Genomic DNA, 17,601 nt, shown 5'->3' with positions numbered 1-17,601 from the left:
GGATCGAGGGGAACACCGACACGAGGAGAAGCAGTGACCGATATCCGTGCCCAGGAGCTGGCCGACCGCTACATCGCGCTCTGGCTCGAGCCGGACGCCGAGCTGCGCCGCAAGGCCGTCCAGGAACTGTGGGCCGAAGACGGCGAGCACGTGCTCCAGCCGCCGCAGGAGATCCGGCAGATCGGCTACGACCTGGGCTTCGACGCCACGACGCTCGAAGCGCGCGGCCACGAGGCGATCGAGACCCGGGTGACCCGCAGCTACGAGCGGTTCGTCGCCGGCGGGCAGTTCGTCTTCAGGGCCAAGGGCGACGCCGTACGGCTGCGCGACGTCGTCACCTTCCACTGGGAATCGGTGAACGTCGGCGGCGGAGGCGCGGTGACGGGCGGCGGCCTCGAGGTCCTCATGCTGGACGAGGACGGCCGCATCGTCACCGACTACATGTTCCCGTCCTGATCGCCGGGGTCAGCCGCCAGCAGCGCCGCCGTTTCGGCGTCGGCGGGCAAGAACGCCTCCAGCTTCAGCTCCGCCACGGTCACGTCGAGCGCGGTCGCGAACGTCGTGATCGTGGTGGTGAGCCGCAGTTCCCCGCGCGGCGAGCGCAGCCGTACGGGCACGGCGAAGCCGACGTGGTCGGGCCCCGGCGGCTCGTGCGGCACGTAGCCGGACAGCTCGTCGTACAGCTCGTCGCGCGGGATGCGGTCGAGGATGTGCTGGGCCCACTGGGCCAGGTTGGCGATCCGCGGCGCCAGGCCCTCCGGATGCAGGGACAGGCGCAGCACGTTGACCGGGGGGCGCAGCAGGTGGCCGGCGACGCCCTCGGTGAGCAGGCCGAAGGCGTCGTTGGCCAGTACCAGCTCGTGACGGGCGTCGACGACGATCGCGGGGTAGGGCAGGTGTCCGGTCAGGATGTGGCCGAGCGCGGTCCGCACGTGGGCCAGGCCCGGGTCGTCAAGCGGGGTCTGCGGGTAGACGGGCGCGTACCCGGCCGCGAGCAGGAGGTCGTTGCGCTCCCTGAGCGGCAGCTCCATCGACTCGCCGAGCCGGACGACCATGCTCCTGCCGGGCCGGGACCGGCCGCTCTCCATGAAGCTGAGGTGGCGCTGGGTCGTGCCCGTCCGCAGGGCGAGGTCGAGCTGGCTGAGGCCGTGGCGGCGGCGGGTCGTGCGCAGGGTCTGGGAGAAGTCCACGCTCCCATTGTGCGGATGCCACCCATTCCTTCAAGGGAATTGTCGTCATTCCCTCGCGGCGGCACGATTCCCTGCGTGAACACGCGACTGGGAGTCCTGCTCCCCACCGACAAGAACCAGTGGACCGACGCCCGAGGGCTGGTGGACTTCGGCGTCCGCGCCGAGCGGCTCGGCTTCGACTCCCTCTGGGCCAACGACACCCTGCTCGGCGCCCGCATCGAGCCGCTGGCCATGCTGGCCGCGCTGGCCCCGGCGACCGAGCGGGTCACCCTCGGCACCGCGGCGCTGCTGCCGGCCTTCCGCCGCCCGGTCACGGCCGCCCAGGAGCTGGCCGCCGTCGACCACCTGTCGGCCGGGCGGCTGGTCGTCACCGTGGGCGCCGGCTTCCCCGGCCGGTCGGAGATCGAGTACGCGGTCTCGGAGGTGCCGTGGCCGCGGCGCTTCGAGCGGCTGGACGAGACGGTCGCCCTGTGGCGGGCGCTGTGGGCGGGCGAGCGCGCCTTCCACGGCAAGGTGCTGCGCTTCGACGAGCTGCCCGAGCCGACGCCGTCGTTCCGGCCGGGCGGGCCGCCGATCTGGCTGGCCGGCGCGACACCGTCGGCGCTGGAACGCGCCGGGCGGCTCTACGACGGGTGGCTGCCCTACCCGCCCGACCCCGCCGCCTACCGGGCGGGCCTCGAGGGTGTACGGCACGCGGCGGGCGCGGCGGGGCGGCCCGTCGAGGCGGTCACCCCGGCGTTGTTCGTCACGGTGCTGATCGGCGAGGCCGCCGGCGAGCGTGAGCTCGACGCCTTCTGCAGGGCCACCTACGGCGTGCCGTACGAGACGGCGCGGACGATCCAGGCCATGGTCGCGGGCCCGGCCGAGCACGTGGCCGCCACGCTGGCCGGCTACGTGGCGGCCGGCGCCGAGCACCTGGTGTGCCGTTTCGCGGCCACCACGCTCCACGACCAGCTGGAGCAGCTGGAGCAGCTGGCCGGGATCGCCCGCCGCACGCCGTGAGGTCGCGGCGCGCCGGAACAACCGGCGCGCACCCCGGTGTTGCCGCTCATCGACGACCCCAACGGAGAAGAGGCCGCCGATGGTCAGTGTCAGCACGGAGACCCCCGAGCAGACAGAGGAACGCCTGCGCCGGGTGATCGCCGGCGCCGAACTCGTCGTGCACGAGGGCGTCTGGTTCTTCGAGGAGTCACCCGCCGACCGTCCGCCCGCGCTCACCGGCGACACGCTGGCCGTGGTCCGCGACGAGGACAGCTGGAGCCGCCTGATACCGCTCACCCGCGACCGGGAGGACGTCGAGCGGTTCGGGATCTTCTCCTTCCACTTCCCCGCCGGGCTGGACAACAGCGGCTTCGTCGGCTGGCTGGCCACCCGTCTCAAGGCGAGCCTGGGGACGGGGGTGTTCGTGGTGTGCGGAAGCAACCGGGAGCGCGGCGGCGTCTACGACTACTGGGGCTGCCCAGCCGAGCTGCTCGACCAGGCGGTCGCCGTCGTCGCCGAGCTCCGCGGGGCGTGACCGACACCGGCCGGAAGGCCGGCAGCCCACGGCAGGCCTGAGCGGTGCCCGGCTCGGAAGCCCGGACGCCGCCAGGGTGGGTCAACTCCTGACGCGGCCGGTCGAGCCCCGGGCGATGAGGGTGGGCGGGAAGACGTGGTCGACGTGGGGCGTGTGGTAGCCCTGCAGGCGCTCCCACAGCGCGTTGGCCGCGGCGCCGGCCATCTGCTCGATGGGCTGATGGACGGTCGACAGGGGCGGGTTGCTGTGCGAGGCGAGGTAGGAGTCGTCGTACCCGATCACCGAGAGGTCGCCCGGCACGGACAGACCCGCCTGGCGGGCCGCGGCGAGCGCGCCGAGCGCCATGAGGTCGCTGCCTGCGACGATCGCGGTCGCGCCGGCCGCCAGGAGCCGTTGGGCGGCGGCGTGCCCGCCTGTCAGCGAGTAGTCGGTCTCGGCGTAGAGCGCGTCGTCGACGGAGCCGAACCACTTGCGCATCTCCCTGCGGTAGCCGTTCAGCCGGTTCTGCGAGGGCCGCAGGTAGCCCTGGCCGCCGGCCAGGCCGATGCGGGTGTGGCCGAGGGATCGCAGGTGGGCGACGGCCATCGCGGCGCCGGCCGCCTCGTCGGTGGTCACGGTGGAGACCGGCAGGTCGGGGACGTGCCCGCCGACCAGAACCATCGGCAGGTGCCGCTGGTGCAGCTGCCAGTAGAAGCCGTGGTCGGCCGAAGGGTTGGCGTGCCGTCCTGAGATCAGGACCAGACCCTGGATGCGCTGCCGTACCAGGGAGGCGATGTAGTCCAGCTCCGTCGGCCCCTTCTTGGTGGAGCTGCCGATCATCGCCGTCACGCCGAGAGCGCCGAGCTTCGTCTCGATCGCGCCGGCCAGCAGCGGGAAGACGGGGTTGTCCAGCTCGGGGACGATGATGCCCACGAAGGGGTCGGAGACGGGCGCCGGCGCGACCATGCCTTGCTCGCGCATGGCGCGCAGCACGCGGTCGCGGGTCTCCTCGGCCACACCCGGGCGGTCGTTGAGCACGCGGCTGACCGTGGCCGCGCTGACCCCGACACGCTTGGCGATCGTCCGGACCGACAGCCTTGACATCGACCCTCCAGAAAGCATTGAAACATGTTGCCAGCTGTTGCGGCGGTATTCGGGAGCGACCTAGGCTCCCGGCCAGAAACGCAGGTGATGAGCGAATTGCGGAGCACTGACAGCATGTGGCAACCCGAAACACTTTGCAACACGAGCGCGCACCACGACGGTTCGCCGCTCTACGTGTCCGACCCTTCTCCGGGGCTGGGCGAGCGGGTGGAGGTGTTCGTGCGCACCGCCGCGGCGCTGGGTGCCGAGCAGGTGTACGTGCGCACCGCCCCTGACGGCGAGCCCAGGTTCACCGAGGCGAAGATCGACCGCGCCTGCGAGGACGAGACGTGGTGGCGGGTGCCGGTCGAGATCGTCAACCCGGAGTGCGGCTACCGCTTCCTGCTGCGCACGGCCCGCGGGCCGCTCTGGCTGAACGCGTCGGGGCTGCGCCGTACCGAGGTCACCGACGCGGCCGACTTCACGCTCACCGCCTACCCGCCGCCGCCCGCCTGGGCGGCGGACGCGGTGATCTACCAGATCTTCCCCGACCGGTTCGCCCGCTCCGGCCGGCCGTACGGCCCGCTGCCCGGGTGGGCCAGGCCCGCGGACTGGGACGAGCCGATCCCCTACGGCAGGCCCGAGGCGCTGCAGCAGATCTACGGCGGCGACCTGTGGGGGGTGGCCGACCGCCTGGACCACATCGCCGAGCTCGGCGCCGACCTGATCTACCTGACGCCCTTCTTCCCCGCCAGGTCCAACCACCGCTACGACGCCACCACCTTCGACCGGGTGGATCCGCTGCTCGGCGGGGACGAGGCGCTCAAGGCGCTCACCGCGCGGGCGCACGCCCGCGGCATGCGGGTGATCGGCGACATCACGCTCAACCATTCGGGCGACGCGCACGACTGGTTCGTCAGCGCCATGGGTGACCCGGGCAGCCCCGAGCGCGACTTCTACTATGTCGACGGCGACGACTACGCCACGTTCGCCGGGGTGAAGACGCTGCCCAAGTTCGACCACCGCTCGGCCGAGCTGCGCCGGCGCCTGGACAGGGTGATCGCCCGCTACCCCGACGAGTTCGGGCTCGACGGATGGCGCGTGGACGTCGCCCAGTCGGCGGGCCGCCACGGCGGCGTCGAACTCAACGACCGGGTGGCCGCGGACACCAGGGCGGCGCTGGGAGAGGGCAGGCTGCTGCTGGCCGAGCACCAGTTCGACGCCGCCGCCGCGCTGCGCGGCGGCGGCTGGCACGGCACCATGTCCTACGCCGGGTTCGCCCGGCCTGTCTGGTCGTGGCTGGCGCTGGAACGTGCCACCGAGTTCTGGGGCACCCCCGGCCCCATCCCCCTGTACGGCGGGCAGGACGTCGTCGAGGTGATGCGCGACCACGCCGCCCGGATCCCGTGGCGCTCCTACACCCACAACCTCACGCTGCTCGACTCCCACGACACGGCCAGGTTCCGGTCGATCGCGGGCCGCGACCGCCAGCTTCTCGGCGCCGCGCTCCTGTTCACGCTGCCCGGCCTGCCCATGGTCTTCGCCGGTGACGAGGTCGGCGTGGAAGGGGTCCATCTGGAGGACGGCCGCCGACCCTTCCCGTGGGATGGCGAGACCTGGGACCGGCGGACCTACGCGACGTACAGGGAGCTGGTGGCACTGCGCAGGAGCAGGCAGGCGCTGCGCCGTGGCGGCCTGCGATGGCTGCGCGCCGACGACGACGTCCTGCTCTTCGAGCGGGCACTGCCGGGCGAGACGATACTCGTCCAGGTCAGCAGGGCGAACCACGCGCCGGCTGCGGCCCCTGCCGCGCTGTCCTGCCTCACCGGCGGCCCCGACCTGCGTCCCGGTGAGCCGATGCCCGCCGATGGACCGGCCTTCCACGTCTGGGAGGTCGCCCGATGATCGAGATTCTGACCGGTGTGCGTTCCGAGGCGCTCGGCAACTCGAGGGACGTGTTCGTCTACCTGCCGCCCGGCTACGACCCTGCGGCCGGGCCGTACCCGCTCGTCGTCCTGCACGACGGGCAGCACGTGTTCGCGGGAGCGGGCCTCGCGCCGAGCTGGCGGGTGGACGAGACGCTCGACGGGCTCATCGGCGCGGGACTGCTGCCGCCGCTGGTCGCCGTGGCCGTCGCCAACGCCGGTGACCAGCGCGGCAACGAGTACTCCCACGAGGTGCCCTACCCGCGTGACCCGAACGGGATCTGCCGCGGCGAGCTGTACGAGCGCTTCCTCGTCACGGAGCTGCTGCCGCTGGTGCGCGGACGCTACGCGGTCACCGACGATCCGGGCGCCACCGCGGTGATGGGCTCCTCCATGGGCGGCCTGGTCAGCTACCACCTGGCCTTCCGCCGTCCCGACGTGTTCGGGCTGTCGGCCGTGCTGTCGCCGTTCCTCGTCTTCGTGGATCCGACGACGCTCGAGGAGACCCCGGTCTTCCGCCGTTTCCCGGGGCGCGGGCCGCGCAGGATCTGGATCGACATCGGCGGCATGGAGGGCCTGATCATGGTCAGGCCGGTCCGCGAGCTGGTCGAGCATCTCATCGACGTGGGGTACGAGCCCGACACGGAGCTGCGCTACCACCACGAGCCGGCCGCGCCGCACCACGAGGACGCCTGGGCGGCGCGCGCGGGCAGTGCGCTGCTGCACCTGTTCGGAACGGAAGGGCCGCCCGTGACGCTGTCCGTCGCGGACGTCGCGGACGGCACGAACGGCGCGGACGGCCCGGTCGCCGTGGGCCAGGCGGTCGACGTCGCGCCCGTCGGCGTGCGGGCGGACGGCTGCGTCTACTCGGTGTTGAGCGCGGAGGTGACGTGGCGGCCGTCTCACGTGCTGGTGCCCGCGGGCCACGGCCTGCTGACCGGCGCCGGGGCCGGCACCGCCGAGGTCGTCGTCAGGACAGGCGAGCTGCAGGTGACCGAGCGGGTCACGGTCGTCGACGGCGCGCCCGACGCGCTGCTCGACGTCACCGTCGTCGTCCCGGTGGACACCCCTGCCGACTCCCCCGTCTACTTCTCCGGCCTGGTCACCACCCAGGTCGCGCCCGGCGTCCACCACGGCGCGTGGCGGCTGCCCCGCGGCGTCGGCCTCAACGGCACCGTCGGCCGGGGCTGGCGCCGCGACGGGTTGGGCGCCGACGGCCTGCCCATCCGAACCCCCCTACGGCACGACGGTGACCGGCGCGTGTGGGTGCGCGTCGCGGGCTGGAGCGATCCCGCCCAGGTCGATCCGCACGCCGGATCCTGAGGAGAACCCCGATGCGTACCCTTCCCATCCTCACCGCCCTCCTGCTGTCCGGATGCGCTCTGGCCGGCTGCGCGCAGGACGAACGCGCGGCCGAGCACAAGCCCGCGGCCACACCGACACTGACCGTGTGGGCCGACGACGACAGGGCCGCCCCGCTGACGCGGATCGCCGCCCGGTTCGAGAAGGAGCGCGGTGTCAAGGTCAAGATCGTGCAGAAGGCGATGGGGAACCTGCGTGACGACTTCGTCTCGCAGGCGCCCTCGGGCCAGGGGCCTGACGTGATCGTCGGCCCGCACGACTGGCTGGGCAAGCTCGTCCAGAACGGCGTCGTCAGCCCGCTCGACCTCTCAGCCAAGGCCTCGCTCTTCTCGAAGGTGGCGCTGGACGGCATGACCTACCAGGGGCAGACCTACGGCCTGCCGTACGCGGTCGAGAGCGTGGCGGTCCTGCGCAACAACACGCTGGTCCCCGTCGCCCCACGGACCTTCGACGAGCTGGTGGCCAAGGGGAAGGCGCTGGTGGCCGCGGGGAGGGCCGTCCACCCGGTCGGCCTGCCCGTCGATCCGAAGGCGGGCTCGCCGTTCCACCTCTACGCCCTGCAGACCTCCTTCGGCTCGCGGGTCTTCGGTGAGGGCGGCGACCTGGAGATCGACAACGCGGGCGGGCTGCGGTTCGCCGCGTACCTGCGGAAGCTGGCCCAGCGGAAGGCGGTGTCCACCTCGCTGACCGGGGACATCGCGACCAGTGCCTTCCTCAGGGGTGAGACGCCTTTCCTGGTCACGGGGCCGTGGGACGCGCCGGCCGTCGTCAAGGCGGGCGTGCCGTTCTCGGTGGATGCCCTGCCTCCGGCGGGAGACGAGCCGGCCAGGCCGTTCGTGGGCGTGCAGGGGTTCTACATCAGCGCCAAGAGCGCCAACCCGATCCTGGCCAACGACCTGCTCCTCAACTACCTGGCCACACCGGAGGCGCAGAAGGCGCTGCACGCGGCCGGAGGGCGCCCGCCCGCGATGACGTCGGTGCGCGACGAGCTCGCGGGCGACCTGGTCATGACGGGGTTCGCCAAGGCCGCCGCCGAAGGCGTGCCCACGCCCAACGTCCCCCAGATGGACGCGGTGTGGGCCGACTGGGGGCTGTCCCAGCTGGCGATCATCGCCGGCGAGGGCGACCCCGCGGAGCTGACCAGGAAGGCCGGGGACAAGATCCGCGCCAAGATCGGCTCCTCGTGAAGCGCGCGCTGAGGCTGCTGCCGCTCGCGGTCGCTGACGCGCTGGCCCTGTACGGGCTGGTGGCGCTCGGCGCGCAACGGTCGTGGTGGATGTTCGCGGGCCTGCTGGCGGGGACGGCGGCGATCAACTGGATCTACCTGAGCAGGCGGGCCGTGCCCGCCAAGTACCTGGCGCCCGGCGTCGTGCTGCTTCTCGTGTACCAGGTGTACGTGGTCCTCTACACCGGCTACGCGGCGTTCACCAACTACGGCGACGGCCACAACGGGAGCAAGGCGGACGCGGTCGCGGCGATCCTGGCCGGCAGCGAGGTGAAGGTGGCGGGGGCCGTGCCGTACCCGATCAGGGTCATGGAGCGGGACGGGCGCCTCGGACTCCTGGTGCAGGGCCGGCCGGCGGCCGGATGGCGGCCGCTGACGTACGGCGAGATCGTCGCCAGGCAGGCGGAGATCACGGCGCTGCGCGAGCCGGCGGACGGCGGCACGCTCAAGACCGCCGACGGCATGACGGCCACGCTGTACCGGGCCACGCTCACCTACGACGCGGCCACCGGAAGCATCACCGACGGGACCACCGTGTACCGCGACACGGGGCGCGGCGCGTTCACCGCCGCCGACGGGCGCGCCCTGAGCCCCGGCTGGAAGGTCTTCGTCGGCCATGAGAACTTCACCCGCGTGCTGACCGACTCCGGGATCAGGGGGCCGTTCCTGGAGGTGCTCGCCTGGACGTTCGTGTTCGCGACCCTGTCGGTGGCGCTCAGTTTCGGCCTCGGGCTCGCGCTCGCGCTGCTCCTGGACGGGCACCGGATCTACCGCTCGCTGCTGATCTTCCCCTACGCGTTCCCCGCGTTCATGGCGGCGCTGCTCTGGCAGGGACTCCTCAACACCGACCACGGCTTCGTCAACGACGTGCTGCTCGGCGGCGCCCGCGTCCCCTGGCTGTCCGACCCGTGGCTGGCCAAGCTGAGCGTGCTGCTGGTGAACGTATGGATCGCCTTCCCCTACATGTTCCTCATCTGCACCGGCGCCCTGCAGGCGATCCCGCCCACGCTGTCGGAGGCCGCGCAGATGGACGGGGCGGGGCCGTGGCGGGTGCTACGGACGATCAAGCTGCCGTTGCTGCTGGCATCGACCGCCCCTGTGCTGGTGGCGACGTTCGCCTTCAACTTCAACAACTTCAACGTGATCTACATGCTCACCGGCGGCGGGCCGAGGGACGCGAACGCGCCGGTCGACGTGGGATCGACCGACCTGCTGATCTCGCTGGTGTACAAGCTGGCCTTCGGCGGCGCCTCCAGGAACTACGGCCTGGCGTGCGCGGTCTCCATCGTGATCTTCATGGTGATCGCCGCCGTCTCGCTGGCCGGGTTCCGCAGGGCACGGCGGCTGGAGGCGGCATGAGAGCGTGGAGGCATCTGGCCGGGCTGCCGGCCGTGGCGGTCGCGCTGTTCCCGCTGGTCTTCGTGGTCGCGGCCTCGCTCAACCCCAGCGGCACGCTGACCGGGTCGAACGACCTGTTCGCGGCGGTGACGTGGGATCACTACGCCACGCTGTTCACCGACGAGCTGCATCCCTTCCCCCGCTGGTTCGCCAACTCCATGGCGATCGGGCTGATCACGGCGGCGGGGTCGGTGTTCCTCGGGGCGTGCGCCGCCTACGCCTTCTCGCGCTTCCGGTTCAGGGGGCGCAGGGCAGGGCTGCTCGGGCTGGTGTTCATCCAGCTGTTCCCCCAGGTCCTGGCCTATGTCGCGATCTTCCTGCTGCTGTCGGCCGTCAAGGAGGTGTTCCCGCCGCTCGGCCTCGGGAGCAGGCTCGGCCTGGTCATGGTCTACCTCGGGGGTGCGCTCGGGGTGAACACCTACCTGATGAAGGGCTTCTTCGACTCGGTGCCCAAGGACCTGGACGACTCGGCGCAGATCGACGGCGCCTCCCACGCCCAGGTCTTCTTCCTGGTCCTGCTGCCGCTGGTGCGCCCCATCCTGGTCGTCGTGGCGCTGTTCTCGTTCGTGGCGACCATGAACGACTTCGTGATCGCCGGCCTGGTGCTGACCGACCCCGACCAGCAGACGCTCGCCGTCGGCCTCTACCAGCTCGTCTCCTACCAGCTGGGGCAGAGCTGGGGCGTCTTCTCGGCCGGCGCGCTGATCGGGGCACTGCCGGTGCTGGTCCTCTTCCAGTTCCTGCAGCGCTTCATCACCGGCGGCCTCACCGCCGGGGCGGTCAAGACCTGACCCCCGAGGCCGTCGGGGAAGGGCACGCCCATGGCTTCTGCCGCGCCGCCGTGACCCCCGTCGGCGCGTACGGCCGGCCCACGGTCCTCGATGCCCGGGTGCGGGAGGAGGACGGCCGGCTCCGCCTGCGGATCGATGGCGGCTGAGGGCGCGCGGCAGCTTCCGCTCACCGGAAGCGGGTGCGTGCGGTCAGGCGGCCGGCGCCCTAGCGTCGTGGCTGTGAACGAGGTCTACGTCGTCGACGCGGTCCGCACGCCCATCGGCAAGTACGGCGGCGCGCTGTCCGGCGTCCGCCCCGACGACCTGGCGGCGCACGTCGTCAGGGAGTTGCTGGCCCGCTCCCCCGCCCTCGACCCGGCCGCGATCGCCGACGTCGTGTTCGGCAACGCCAACGGCGCGGGAGAGGACAACCGCAACGTGGCCCGCATGGCCGTCCTGCTGGCGGGCCTGCCGGTCGGGGTGCCGGGCGCGACGGTGAACCGGCTGTGCGGCTCGGGCATGGAGGCGGTGATCCAGGCCTACCGCGCCATCGCGCTCGGTGAGGCGTCGGTGGTGGTGGCGGGCGGTGTGGAGTCGATGAGCCGCGCCCCCTGGGTGCTGCCCAAGCCGTCGCGCGCCTTTCCCGCGGGCAACCAGGAGCTGGTCTCCACCACGCTCGGCTGGCGCCTGGTCAACCCGCGCATGGCGCCCGAATGGACCGTGCCGCTCGGGGAGGGCGCCGAGCTGATCGCCGACAAGCACGGGATCACCAGGGCGGCCCAGGACGCCTACGCGCTGGCCAGCCACCGGAAGGCGGCGCGGGCCGACTTCACGCGGGAGATCGTGCCCGTCGGCGACGTGACACGTGACGAGTCGATCCGCGACGACACCTCGATGGAGGCGCTGGCCAGGCTGAAGCCCGCCTTCCGGCACGACGGCACGGTCACGGCGGGTAACTCCTCGCCGCTCAACGACGGCGCGGCCGCCCTGCTGCTGTGCGATCGGCAGGGGCTGGCCCGTATCGGCCGGGAACCGCTGGCCAGGATCACCGGGAGCGCGGTCAGCGCGATCGAACCCCAGTACTTCGGCCTGGCGCCGGTCGAGGCGATGCGGAAGGCGCTGCGCGGCCGCGAGCCGTCCGTCGTCGAGCTGAACGAGGCGTTCGCCGCCCAGGTGCTCGGCTGCCTGGCCGAGCTGCCCGAGCTCGACCCCGAGGTCGTCAATCCGCGCGGCGGCGCCATCGCCGTCGGCCACCCGCTGGGCGCCTCAGGCGCGAGGATCACCGGCGCGGTCGCGCACCAGCTGGCCGCCGCGGGATCGGGCATCGGCCTCGCCGCCCTGTGCATCGGCGTCGGCCAGGGCCTGGCCGTCGTCCTGGAACGCTGAGGAGCCCCCATGACGCAAGAGCAGATCTCCGCGGAGATCGCCGAACTGCACGAGGCGTATCTCAAGGAGGGCGCCGAGCTGCACCACGCCGCCCGCGACTTCGCCCCCTACCGCAGCAGCGCCCTGCGCCATCCGCGGCAGCCGCTGGTCGTGGTCGACGACCCAGAAGCCGCCGAGCTGGCCGGGCCGGTCTTCGGCGTCACCGACGTGACCGCGCTGGACGCCGACCTGACCCGCCAGCACCGCGGCGAGCCGCTCGGCGAGCGCATCACCATCACCGGGCGGGTGCTGGATCGGGCCGGCCGTCCCGTGCGCGGCCAGCTCGTCGAGGTGTGGCAGGCCAACGCCTCGGGCCGCTACGCGCACCAGCGCGACGACCATCCGGCCCCGCTGGACCCCAACTTCACCGGCGTGGGCCGCTGCCTGACCGACGACGACGGCCGGTACGCGTTCACCACGATCAAGCCGGGCGCCTACCCGTGGCGCAATCACGTCAACGCGTGGCGGCCGGCGCACATCCACTTCTCGGTGTTCGGCACGGCCTTCACCCAGCGCCTGATCACCCAGATGTACTTCCCCGGCGACCCGCTGTTCCCCTACGACCCGATCTTCAACTCGGTGCTGGACGAGCGGGCGCGCCGGCGGCTGATCGCCGCCTACGACCACGACCTGTCGGTGCCGGAGTGGTCGCTCGGCTACCGGTGGGACATCGTGCTCGACGGTCCCTCTGCCACCTGGACGGAGTCATGACGCATCCCACGCCCTCGCAGACCGTCGGCCCCTTCTACGGCTACGCGCTGCCGTTCGCCGGCGGCGGCGACCTGGCGAGCGGCGGCATCGTCGTCCACGGCCACGTGTACGACGGCGCGGGCGAGCCGGTGCCCGACGCGCTGCTGGAGTTCTGGCAGGCCGACCCCACGGGCGGGTTGCGCGGCGCGCCGGGCACGCTGCGCCGCGATCCGGTCACCGGGGCGATCGTCGGCAGGCACGGGCTCGACTTCACCGGCTTCGGCCGGGTCGCCACCGACGCCGACGGCCACTGGATGCTGCGCACGCTGGTTCCCGGCCTGCCGTACATCTCGGTGTGCGTCTTCGCACGCGGGCTCGGCCACCACCTGTACACCCGCGCCTACCTGCGCTTCGATGAGACTGACCGGTTGCTGGCCGGGCTCGGGCCGCAGCGGCGGCAGACGCTGCTGGCGCGGGAGGAGCGGCAGGGGGTCTACGTGTTCGACGTGCGGCTGCAGGGCGAGCGGGAGACGGTGTTCCTTGACTTCCGCTGATCGGGGGCTGCTGTCGGCGGGTCGCGCGGGCTCGCCCGCCGAGGCGGCGACGGGCGACGCGGCGGTGCTGCGGGCGATGCTCGACGCCGAGGCGGCGCTGGCCCGCGCCTGGGCGTCGGTGCTGCCCGCCGTCCCCGCCGAGGCGGCCCGCGCGGTGACCGAGGCGGCCCGCGCCGGCCGGTTCGACCTGGACGCGCTCGTCCTGCGGGCCCGCGAGGGCGGCAACCCGGTGATCCCGCTGGTCGCCGACCTGAGATCGGCGGCCGGTTCGCAGGGCGCGCCGTACGTGCACCTCGGCGCGACGAGCCAGGACATCATGGACACCGCGCTCATGCTCGTCGCCCACCGAGCGCTGGAGCACGTGCTCGCCGACCTGTCCCGTACGGCTGCCGCGCTCGCCACGCTGGCCGCCGAGCACCGCGCCACGCCGATGCCCGGCCGCACGCTCACCCAGCACGCGGTGCCGACGACGTTCGGGCTGAAGGCGGCGGGCTGGCGCGCGCTCGCGCTGGACGCCGCCGACCGCCTGCGGGCCGTCCGCGCCGGGCTGCCCGCCCAGCTCGGCGGCGCGGCCGGGACCATGGCCGCCTTCCACGCGCACGCGCTGGCCCTGTCCCCCTCCGCGTCCCCCGCCGCGTCGGCCTCCGCATCCCCCGCCGCCTCCGTCTCCGCGCCGCCCGCCGGTGACATCGGGATGGCGCTGGCCGCGGCCTTCGCCGAGGAGGTGGGGCTGGCCGAGCCGGCGCTGCCGTGGCACGTGCTGCGCACCCCCGTCGCCGACCTGGGCGGCGCCCTGGCCTTCACCGCCGGCGCGCTCGGCAAGCTCGCCGCGGACGTGCTGGTCCTGTCGCGCACCGAGATCGGCGAGGTGTCGGAGGGGGCGGGCGGCGGCTCGTCGGCCATGCCGCACAAGTACAACCCGGTGCGCGCCACCTGGATCGCCGCCGCCGCCCGCCAGGCGCCACCGCTGGCGGCCGTCCTGTACGGCTCGCTGGCCGCCGAGGACGAGCGGCCGGCCGGGGCCTGGCACGCCGAGTGGCAGCCGCTGCGCGAGCTGCTGCGCGTCGTCGGCGGGGCCGCGCGCGACGCCGCCGAGCTGGCCGAGGGCCTGCGCGTCCACCCCGAGCGCATGCGCGCCGATCTGGAGGCGACCGGCGGCCGCATCCTCTCCGAGCGCGTCGCCGCCATGGCCGGCAGGGAGCCGGCCGAGGGCCAGGAACCGCGGCAGGTGGCCGACCCCGACCTGCTCGATCCGGCGACCTATCTCGGCTCGGCGCCCGAACTCGTCGACAGGGCGCTGCGCCGTACCGCGCGCCGTACCGCCATGCCACCGGCACCGGAGACCTCGTGACACTGCCGCACCACCGGCTCGACGGCCCCGCGGCCGGACACCCGATCATCCTCGGTCCCTCTCTCGGCACGTCGCTGCGCGTCTGGGAGCCCCAGGTGGCCGCCCTCGCCCGCCGCCACCGCGTCCTGCGCTTCGACCTTCCCGGTCACGGCGCCGGCGAGCCCGCCAGGGTGGACGCCGTCGCGGGGCTGGCCGACCTCGTCCTGCGGCTGGCCGACCACCACGGCTGGGACCGCTTCCACTACGCGGGCATCTCGCTCGGCGGCGCGATCGGCGCATACCTGGCCCTCCACCACCCCGGCAGGGTGACGACGCTGAGCATGGTCTGCTCGTCGGCCAGGTTCGGCGAGCCCGGCGGCTGGCGGGAGCGGGCGGCCCTGGTGCGGGAGCACGGCACCGCTCCCCTGCTGGAGGGCGCGGCGGCCCGCTGGTTCGCCGGCCCGCCCGTCCGCGCGCTTCTCGACGACCTGGCCGCGACCGACCCCGAGTCGTACGCCGCCTGCTGCGACGCGCTGGCCGGCTACGACCTGCGGCCCGAGCTGGCGCGGATCGCCGTGCCGGTCCTGGTCATCGCCGGGCGCGCCGATCCGGCGACCCCGCCCGCGCACGCCAGGGAACTGGCCGACGGGCTGCCCGACGCCACCCTGGTCGAGCTGCCGCGCGCCGCCCACCTGGCCAACCTCGACCGTCCCGAGGCCGTCACCGCCGCGCTGGAGGCCCACCTGGGCAGGGCGAGCGGCATGGAGGTACGGCGGGCCGTACTCGGCGACGAGCACGTCGAGCGGGCCATCGCCCGCACCACCCCGTTCACCCGCGACTTCCAGGACCTCATCACCCGGTACGCGTGGGGCGAGATCTGGACCAGGCCGGGGCTGGACATGCGCACCCGCAGCTGCGTCACGCTCACCGCGCTGGTGGCCCGCGGCCACACCGAGGAGCTGGCGCTGCACGTGCGGGGCGCGCTGCGCAACGGGCTCACGCCGGACGAGATCGGCGAGGTGCTGCTGCAGAGCGCCGTCTACTGCGGTGTGCCCGCGGCCAACGCCGCCTTCGCCGTCGCCCAGCGCGTCCTTCAGGAGGAGGGCCGGTAGCCCAGCTGCCTGAGCACCGCCTCGAAGTAGGCCTTGATGTCGGCCGTGCTCTCGGTGTCGGGACGGGAGCCTCGATCGCCTGGACCAGCAGCGCGGTCTTGTCGGCGAACCTGCGGTAGACCGTGGCCCTGGTCACCCCCGCCCGCTGGGCGACCTGCTCGATGCTGGTCAGGCTGGCACCGCACTCGATGAGCAGATCGAGCGCGGCGGCGAGGATGGCCGCGTCGACCTCCTGGCTGCGCGGCCGTCCCGGTGCTCTCACCACTGTTCCACCCTGGCGCCGGAGCAGAGGGTCAGGGTCACGGTGTCTACCTCCTCGGGCCGGTTGCCGCAAGGGTAGCGCGAGCTCCGCCCCCCGGCCCCGGGCCGCCTTCCGCGCCGTCTCCTTGCTCGCCCTGCGGGGTCGGCACCACACCCGGTGCGGGCGGCAACCGGGAGTCCTCCGGCAGTGGCTCCTCGGCGAGGACGTCGAACGCCGCGCCGAACAGGCGGCCCGCCTGACCCGTTCTTCACACGCTCTTCACACCGGTCCCGGCCCTCCTCACACGGGTGTCACGCCCGCCGTTTCTGTCGGAGACGATCTCTATGGTTCCCACCCATGACGCAGGACATGGGAACCACCTCCACCGCCTGGGCCGAGATCCGCGACCTCATCGACGCGGGCAACGCGGACGCGCTCGTCCGGCGCCTGCTCGCACTCGACGGCGGCGAGCGCAAGCGGGTCGCCGGCGAGCTGCGCGGCCACATCGCGGTCATGCGCGCCCGCAGCGAGGCCAAGGACGAGGCGCGCTGGTCCAGCGACGTCTGGGACGACACGGTCGAGCCGTGGGAGAGGTGGCCCGACCTGGTGCGGCTGGCGGGGGCCGGCACACTCAGCGCCGTCTCCGCGGTGGCGTCCTGGCTGACCAGGCGCGACCTGACGCGCCGGCGGCCGTTCTCCGGCCGTGTGGTGTCGGCCGACCCGGCTCCCCTGCTCCGCCTGCTCGGCGAGCGGCCCGCCACGTGGCAGGCCGACCTCGCCGTACGGCTGGCGGCCGGGCTGAGCGGCCCACAGGACGTCGCCGCCCCGCTCGCGCTGGCGCTGCTGCGGAGCACGGGGGCGCCGCCGCCCGAGCACGATCCGCTGGTCGTCGCCTGGGTGTCGGAAGGGGTGCGGCCGCGGGCCGATCCGCTGTGGCCGGCGCTGCTGCCCCGGATGTTCGAGGCCGAAGGGGTCGGCAGGGTGCTGCGGCACGAGCGGATCGAACCCCTCTCGCCGTGGCTGCGCCGACTGCGCAGACCCGACGACAGGCAGGTGCTGCTCGACGGGTGCGTGCGCCGCTTCCTGCGCGGCGGCACCGCCCAGGACCTGCGCTTCTTCGTCCGCCTGCACGAGCTGCTCGCCCCCGAGGAGGCGGAGGTGGCCGCGCGGGCCCGCGACTACCTGCGGCTGCTGCCCGCCGCGCCGGGGCCCGTCGCCGAGCTCGCGCTGCGTCACCTGCGGCGGCTGCCCCGGCACGAGCCCGGCCACGTGGCCGAGGCCGTCGAGGGGCTGGTGTTCAGGGCCGAGGCCGGTCTCGCCCGCACCGGCCTGACCTGGCTGGACCAGAGCGTACGGCAGGGCGCCGTCGAGCCGGACGAGATCGCCGCGGCGCTCGGCACCGCCTTCCACCACAGCTCCTACGAGGTGCAGGGCCGCGCCGCCCAGCTCGCGCTCAAACACGCCGGGCGGTTCGGGCCGCTGGGCGCCGAGCAGGTCAGACAGGCGCTCCCGGCCCTGCCGCCCGCGCTGGGCCACCGGGTGGCGGCGGGCTTCGGCGCACCGGCCGCCGCCGAGGAACCGGCCACCGGCTGACCGCGCCCGAAAAGGCGGGCGACGCCTTCGAAGACGCTGGCCGACGAAGGAGGGCGACGCCTCCGAAGAAGCGGCCGAAGTGCACCGTGGGAGGCCGGTGACGCCTCCGCGTAGACGGCCGACCGCGCCGTGGGAGACGGGCGACGCCTCACAGAAACGGCCGACCGCGCCCGGCGAGGCGAGCGAGGCCTTCGCAGGGACGGCTGAC

17 protein-coding genes are annotated in these 17,601 nt (G+C 73.5%); 14 read left to right on the top strand and 3 right to left on the bottom strand.

Annotated elements, in window-relative coordinates:
- Positions 1–33: 33 nt before the first annotated feature.
- Positions 34–456: a hypothetical protein gene (locus ACWENQ_RS32515; RefSeq protein ID WP_354912774.1), complete on the top strand. Its 423-nt coding sequence runs from the start codon at positions 34–36 to the stop codon at positions 454–456.
- Here the strand turns inward: ACWENQ_RS32515 and ACWENQ_RS32510 are convergent.
- On the bottom strand, positions 438–1,190 hold the full coding sequence (locus ACWENQ_RS32510; RefSeq protein WP_449928205.1) for a helix-turn-helix domain-containing protein: 753 nt from the start codon (positions 1,188–1,190) through the stop codon (positions 438–440). The genes ACWENQ_RS32515 and ACWENQ_RS32510 overlap by 19 nt on opposite strands.
- A 75-nt stretch (positions 1,191–1,265) precedes the next feature.
- Between ACWENQ_RS32510 and ACWENQ_RS32505 the strand changes: the two genes are divergently transcribed.
- Both ACWENQ_RS32505 and ACWENQ_RS32500 read left to right on the top strand, forming a co-directional pair.
- A complete protein-coding gene (locus ACWENQ_RS32505; RefSeq protein WP_452417628.1) occupies positions 1,266–2,192 on the top strand; it encodes an LLM class flavin-dependent oxidoreductase in 927 nt (308 codons plus the stop codon).
- A 79-nt stretch (positions 2,193–2,271) separates the two neighbouring features.
- Complete coding sequence (locus tag ACWENQ_RS32500; protein WP_354912779.1) at positions 2,272–2,706, top strand: DUF6196 family protein; 435 nt, start codon at positions 2,272–2,274, stop codon at positions 2,704–2,706.
- Positions 2,707–2,787: 81 nt separating this feature from the next.
- Here the strand turns inward: ACWENQ_RS32500 and ACWENQ_RS32495 are convergent, their stop codons facing one another.
- Positions 2,788–3,789: a LacI family DNA-binding transcriptional regulator gene (locus ACWENQ_RS32495; protein WP_354912781.1), complete on the bottom strand. Its 1,002-nt coding sequence runs from the start codon at positions 3,787–3,789 to the stop codon at positions 2,788–2,790.
- A 114-nt stretch (positions 3,790–3,903) separates the two neighbouring features.
- Here ACWENQ_RS32495 and ACWENQ_RS32490 point away from each other — a divergent pair, with 114 nt between their 5' ends.
- The 10 genes from ACWENQ_RS32490 to pcaDC all read left to right on the top strand — a co-directional run bounded on the left by ACWENQ_RS32490 (position 3,904) and on the right by pcaDC (position 15,559).
- The gene (locus ACWENQ_RS32490) at positions 3,904–5,673 is read left to right on the top strand and encodes a glycoside hydrolase family 13 protein (protein ID WP_452417626.1); all 1,770 of its coding nucleotides are present in this window, start codon (positions 3,904–3,906) and stop codon (positions 5,671–5,673) included.
- The gene (locus tag ACWENQ_RS32485; RefSeq protein WP_452417624.1) at positions 5,670–7,016 is read left to right on the top strand and encodes an alpha/beta hydrolase; all 1,347 of its coding nucleotides are present in this window, start codon (positions 5,670–5,672) and stop codon (positions 7,014–7,016) included. Before ACWENQ_RS32490 ends, ACWENQ_RS32485 begins: the two co-directional genes overlap by 4 nt.
- An 11-nt stretch (positions 7,017–7,027) precedes the next feature.
- A complete protein-coding gene (locus tag ACWENQ_RS32480) occupies positions 7,028–8,242 on the top strand; it encodes a sugar ABC transporter substrate-binding protein (protein WP_452417622.1) in 1,215 nt (404 codons plus the stop codon).
- Positions 8,239–9,639: an ABC transporter permease subunit gene (locus ACWENQ_RS32475; RefSeq protein ID WP_452417620.1), complete on the top strand. Its 1,401-nt coding sequence runs from the start codon at positions 8,239–8,241 to the stop codon at positions 9,637–9,639. The genes ACWENQ_RS32480 and ACWENQ_RS32475 overlap by 4 nt, the downstream gene beginning before the upstream one ends.
- Positions 9,636–10,469, top strand: coding sequence for a sugar ABC transporter permease (locus ACWENQ_RS32470; protein ID WP_354912791.1), 834 nt, complete (start codon positions 9,636–9,638; stop codon positions 10,467–10,469). The genes ACWENQ_RS32475 and ACWENQ_RS32470 overlap by 4 nt, the downstream gene beginning before the upstream one ends.
- 219 nt (positions 10,470–10,688) lie before the next feature.
- Positions 10,689–11,834, top strand: coding sequence for a thiolase family protein (locus ACWENQ_RS32465; protein ID WP_452417618.1), 1,146 nt, complete (start codon positions 10,689–10,691; stop codon positions 11,832–11,834).
- Between the two features lie 9 nt (positions 11,835–11,843).
- Positions 11,844–12,584, top strand: coding sequence for a protocatechuate 3,4-dioxygenase subunit beta (pcaH, locus tag ACWENQ_RS32460; RefSeq protein WP_449928221.1), 741 nt, complete (start codon positions 11,844–11,846; stop codon positions 12,582–12,584).
- A complete protein-coding gene (gene pcaG, locus ACWENQ_RS32455; protein WP_452417616.1) occupies positions 12,581–13,117 on the top strand; it encodes a protocatechuate 3,4-dioxygenase subunit alpha in 537 nt (178 codons plus the stop codon). The genes pcaH and pcaG overlap by 4 nt, the downstream gene beginning before the upstream one ends.
- Positions 13,104–14,468: a 3-carboxy-cis,cis-muconate cycloisomerase gene (pcaB, locus tag ACWENQ_RS32450; protein WP_452417614.1), complete on the top strand. Its 1,365-nt coding sequence runs from the start codon at positions 13,104–13,106 to the stop codon at positions 14,466–14,468. The genes pcaG and pcaB overlap by 14 nt, the downstream gene beginning before the upstream one ends.
- Before the next feature lie 2 nt (positions 14,469–14,470).
- Positions 14,471–15,559 carry a bifunctional 3-oxoadipate enol-lactonase/4-carboxymuconolactone decarboxylase PcaDC gene (gene pcaDC / locus ACWENQ_RS32445; RefSeq protein ID WP_452417804.1) on the top strand — a complete coding sequence of 363 codons (1,089 nt, stop codon included), beginning with the start codon at positions 14,471–14,473 and terminating at the stop codon, positions 15,557–15,559.
- On the opposite strand, the gene ACWENQ_RS32440 is transcribed toward pcaDC, so the two are convergent.
- Entirely contained in the window at positions 15,444–15,821 is a 378-nt protein-coding gene (locus ACWENQ_RS32440) for a TetR/AcrR family transcriptional regulator (protein WP_452417613.1), read from the bottom strand. The two genes, pcaDC and ACWENQ_RS32440, sit on opposite strands and share 116 nt — an antisense overlap.
- A gap of 336 nt (positions 15,822–16,157) precedes the next feature.
- Here ACWENQ_RS32440 and ACWENQ_RS32435 point away from each other — a divergent pair, with 336 nt between their 5' ends.
- Positions 16,158–17,393 (top strand): hypothetical protein, encoded by a 1,236-nt coding sequence (locus tag ACWENQ_RS32435; protein WP_452417612.1) that lies wholly within the window; start codon positions 16,158–16,160, stop codon positions 17,391–17,393.
- Positions 17,394–17,601 lie beyond the last annotated feature (208 nt).

It is taken from the genome of Nonomuraea sp. NPDC004354 (assembly GCF_053602555.1).
Note: the sequence above shows the minus strand (reverse complement) of the source record. Positions and strands in the feature narration are given on the sequence as shown.

Excerpts from the sequence above, each read along its gene's own strand:
- ACWENQ_RS32500 (WP_354912779.1), top strand. The coding sequence starts at position 2,272 with ATGGTCAGTGTCAGCACGGAGACCCCCGAGCAGACAGAGGAACGCCTG.
- ACWENQ_RS32495 (WP_354912781.1), bottom strand. The coding sequence starts at position 3,789 with ATGTCAAGGCTGTCGGTCCGGACGATCGCCAAGCGTGTCGGGGTCAGC.
- ACWENQ_RS32490 (WP_452417626.1), top strand. The coding sequence starts at position 3,904 with ATGTGGCAACCCGAAACACTTTGCAACACGAGCGCGCACCACGACGGT.
- ACWENQ_RS32485 (WP_452417624.1), top strand. The coding sequence starts at position 5,670 with ATGATCGAGATTCTGACCGGTGTGCGTTCCGAGGCGCTCGGCAACTCG.
- ACWENQ_RS32480 (WP_452417622.1), top strand. The coding sequence starts at position 7,028 with ATGCGTACCCTTCCCATCCTCACCGCCCTCCTGCTGTCCGGATGCGCT.
- ACWENQ_RS32470 (WP_354912791.1), top strand. The coding sequence starts at position 9,636 with ATGAGAGCGTGGAGGCATCTGGCCGGGCTGCCGGCCGTGGCGGTCGCG.
- pcaH (WP_449928221.1), top strand. The coding sequence starts at position 11,844 with ATGACGCAAGAGCAGATCTCCGCGGAGATCGCCGAACTGCACGAGGCG.
- pcaG (WP_452417616.1), top strand. The coding sequence starts at position 12,581 with ATGACGCATCCCACGCCCTCGCAGACCGTCGGCCCCTTCTACGGCTAC.
- ACWENQ_RS32435 (WP_452417612.1), top strand. The coding sequence starts at position 16,158 with ATGACGCAGGACATGGGAACCACCTCCACCGCCTGGGCCGAGATCCGC.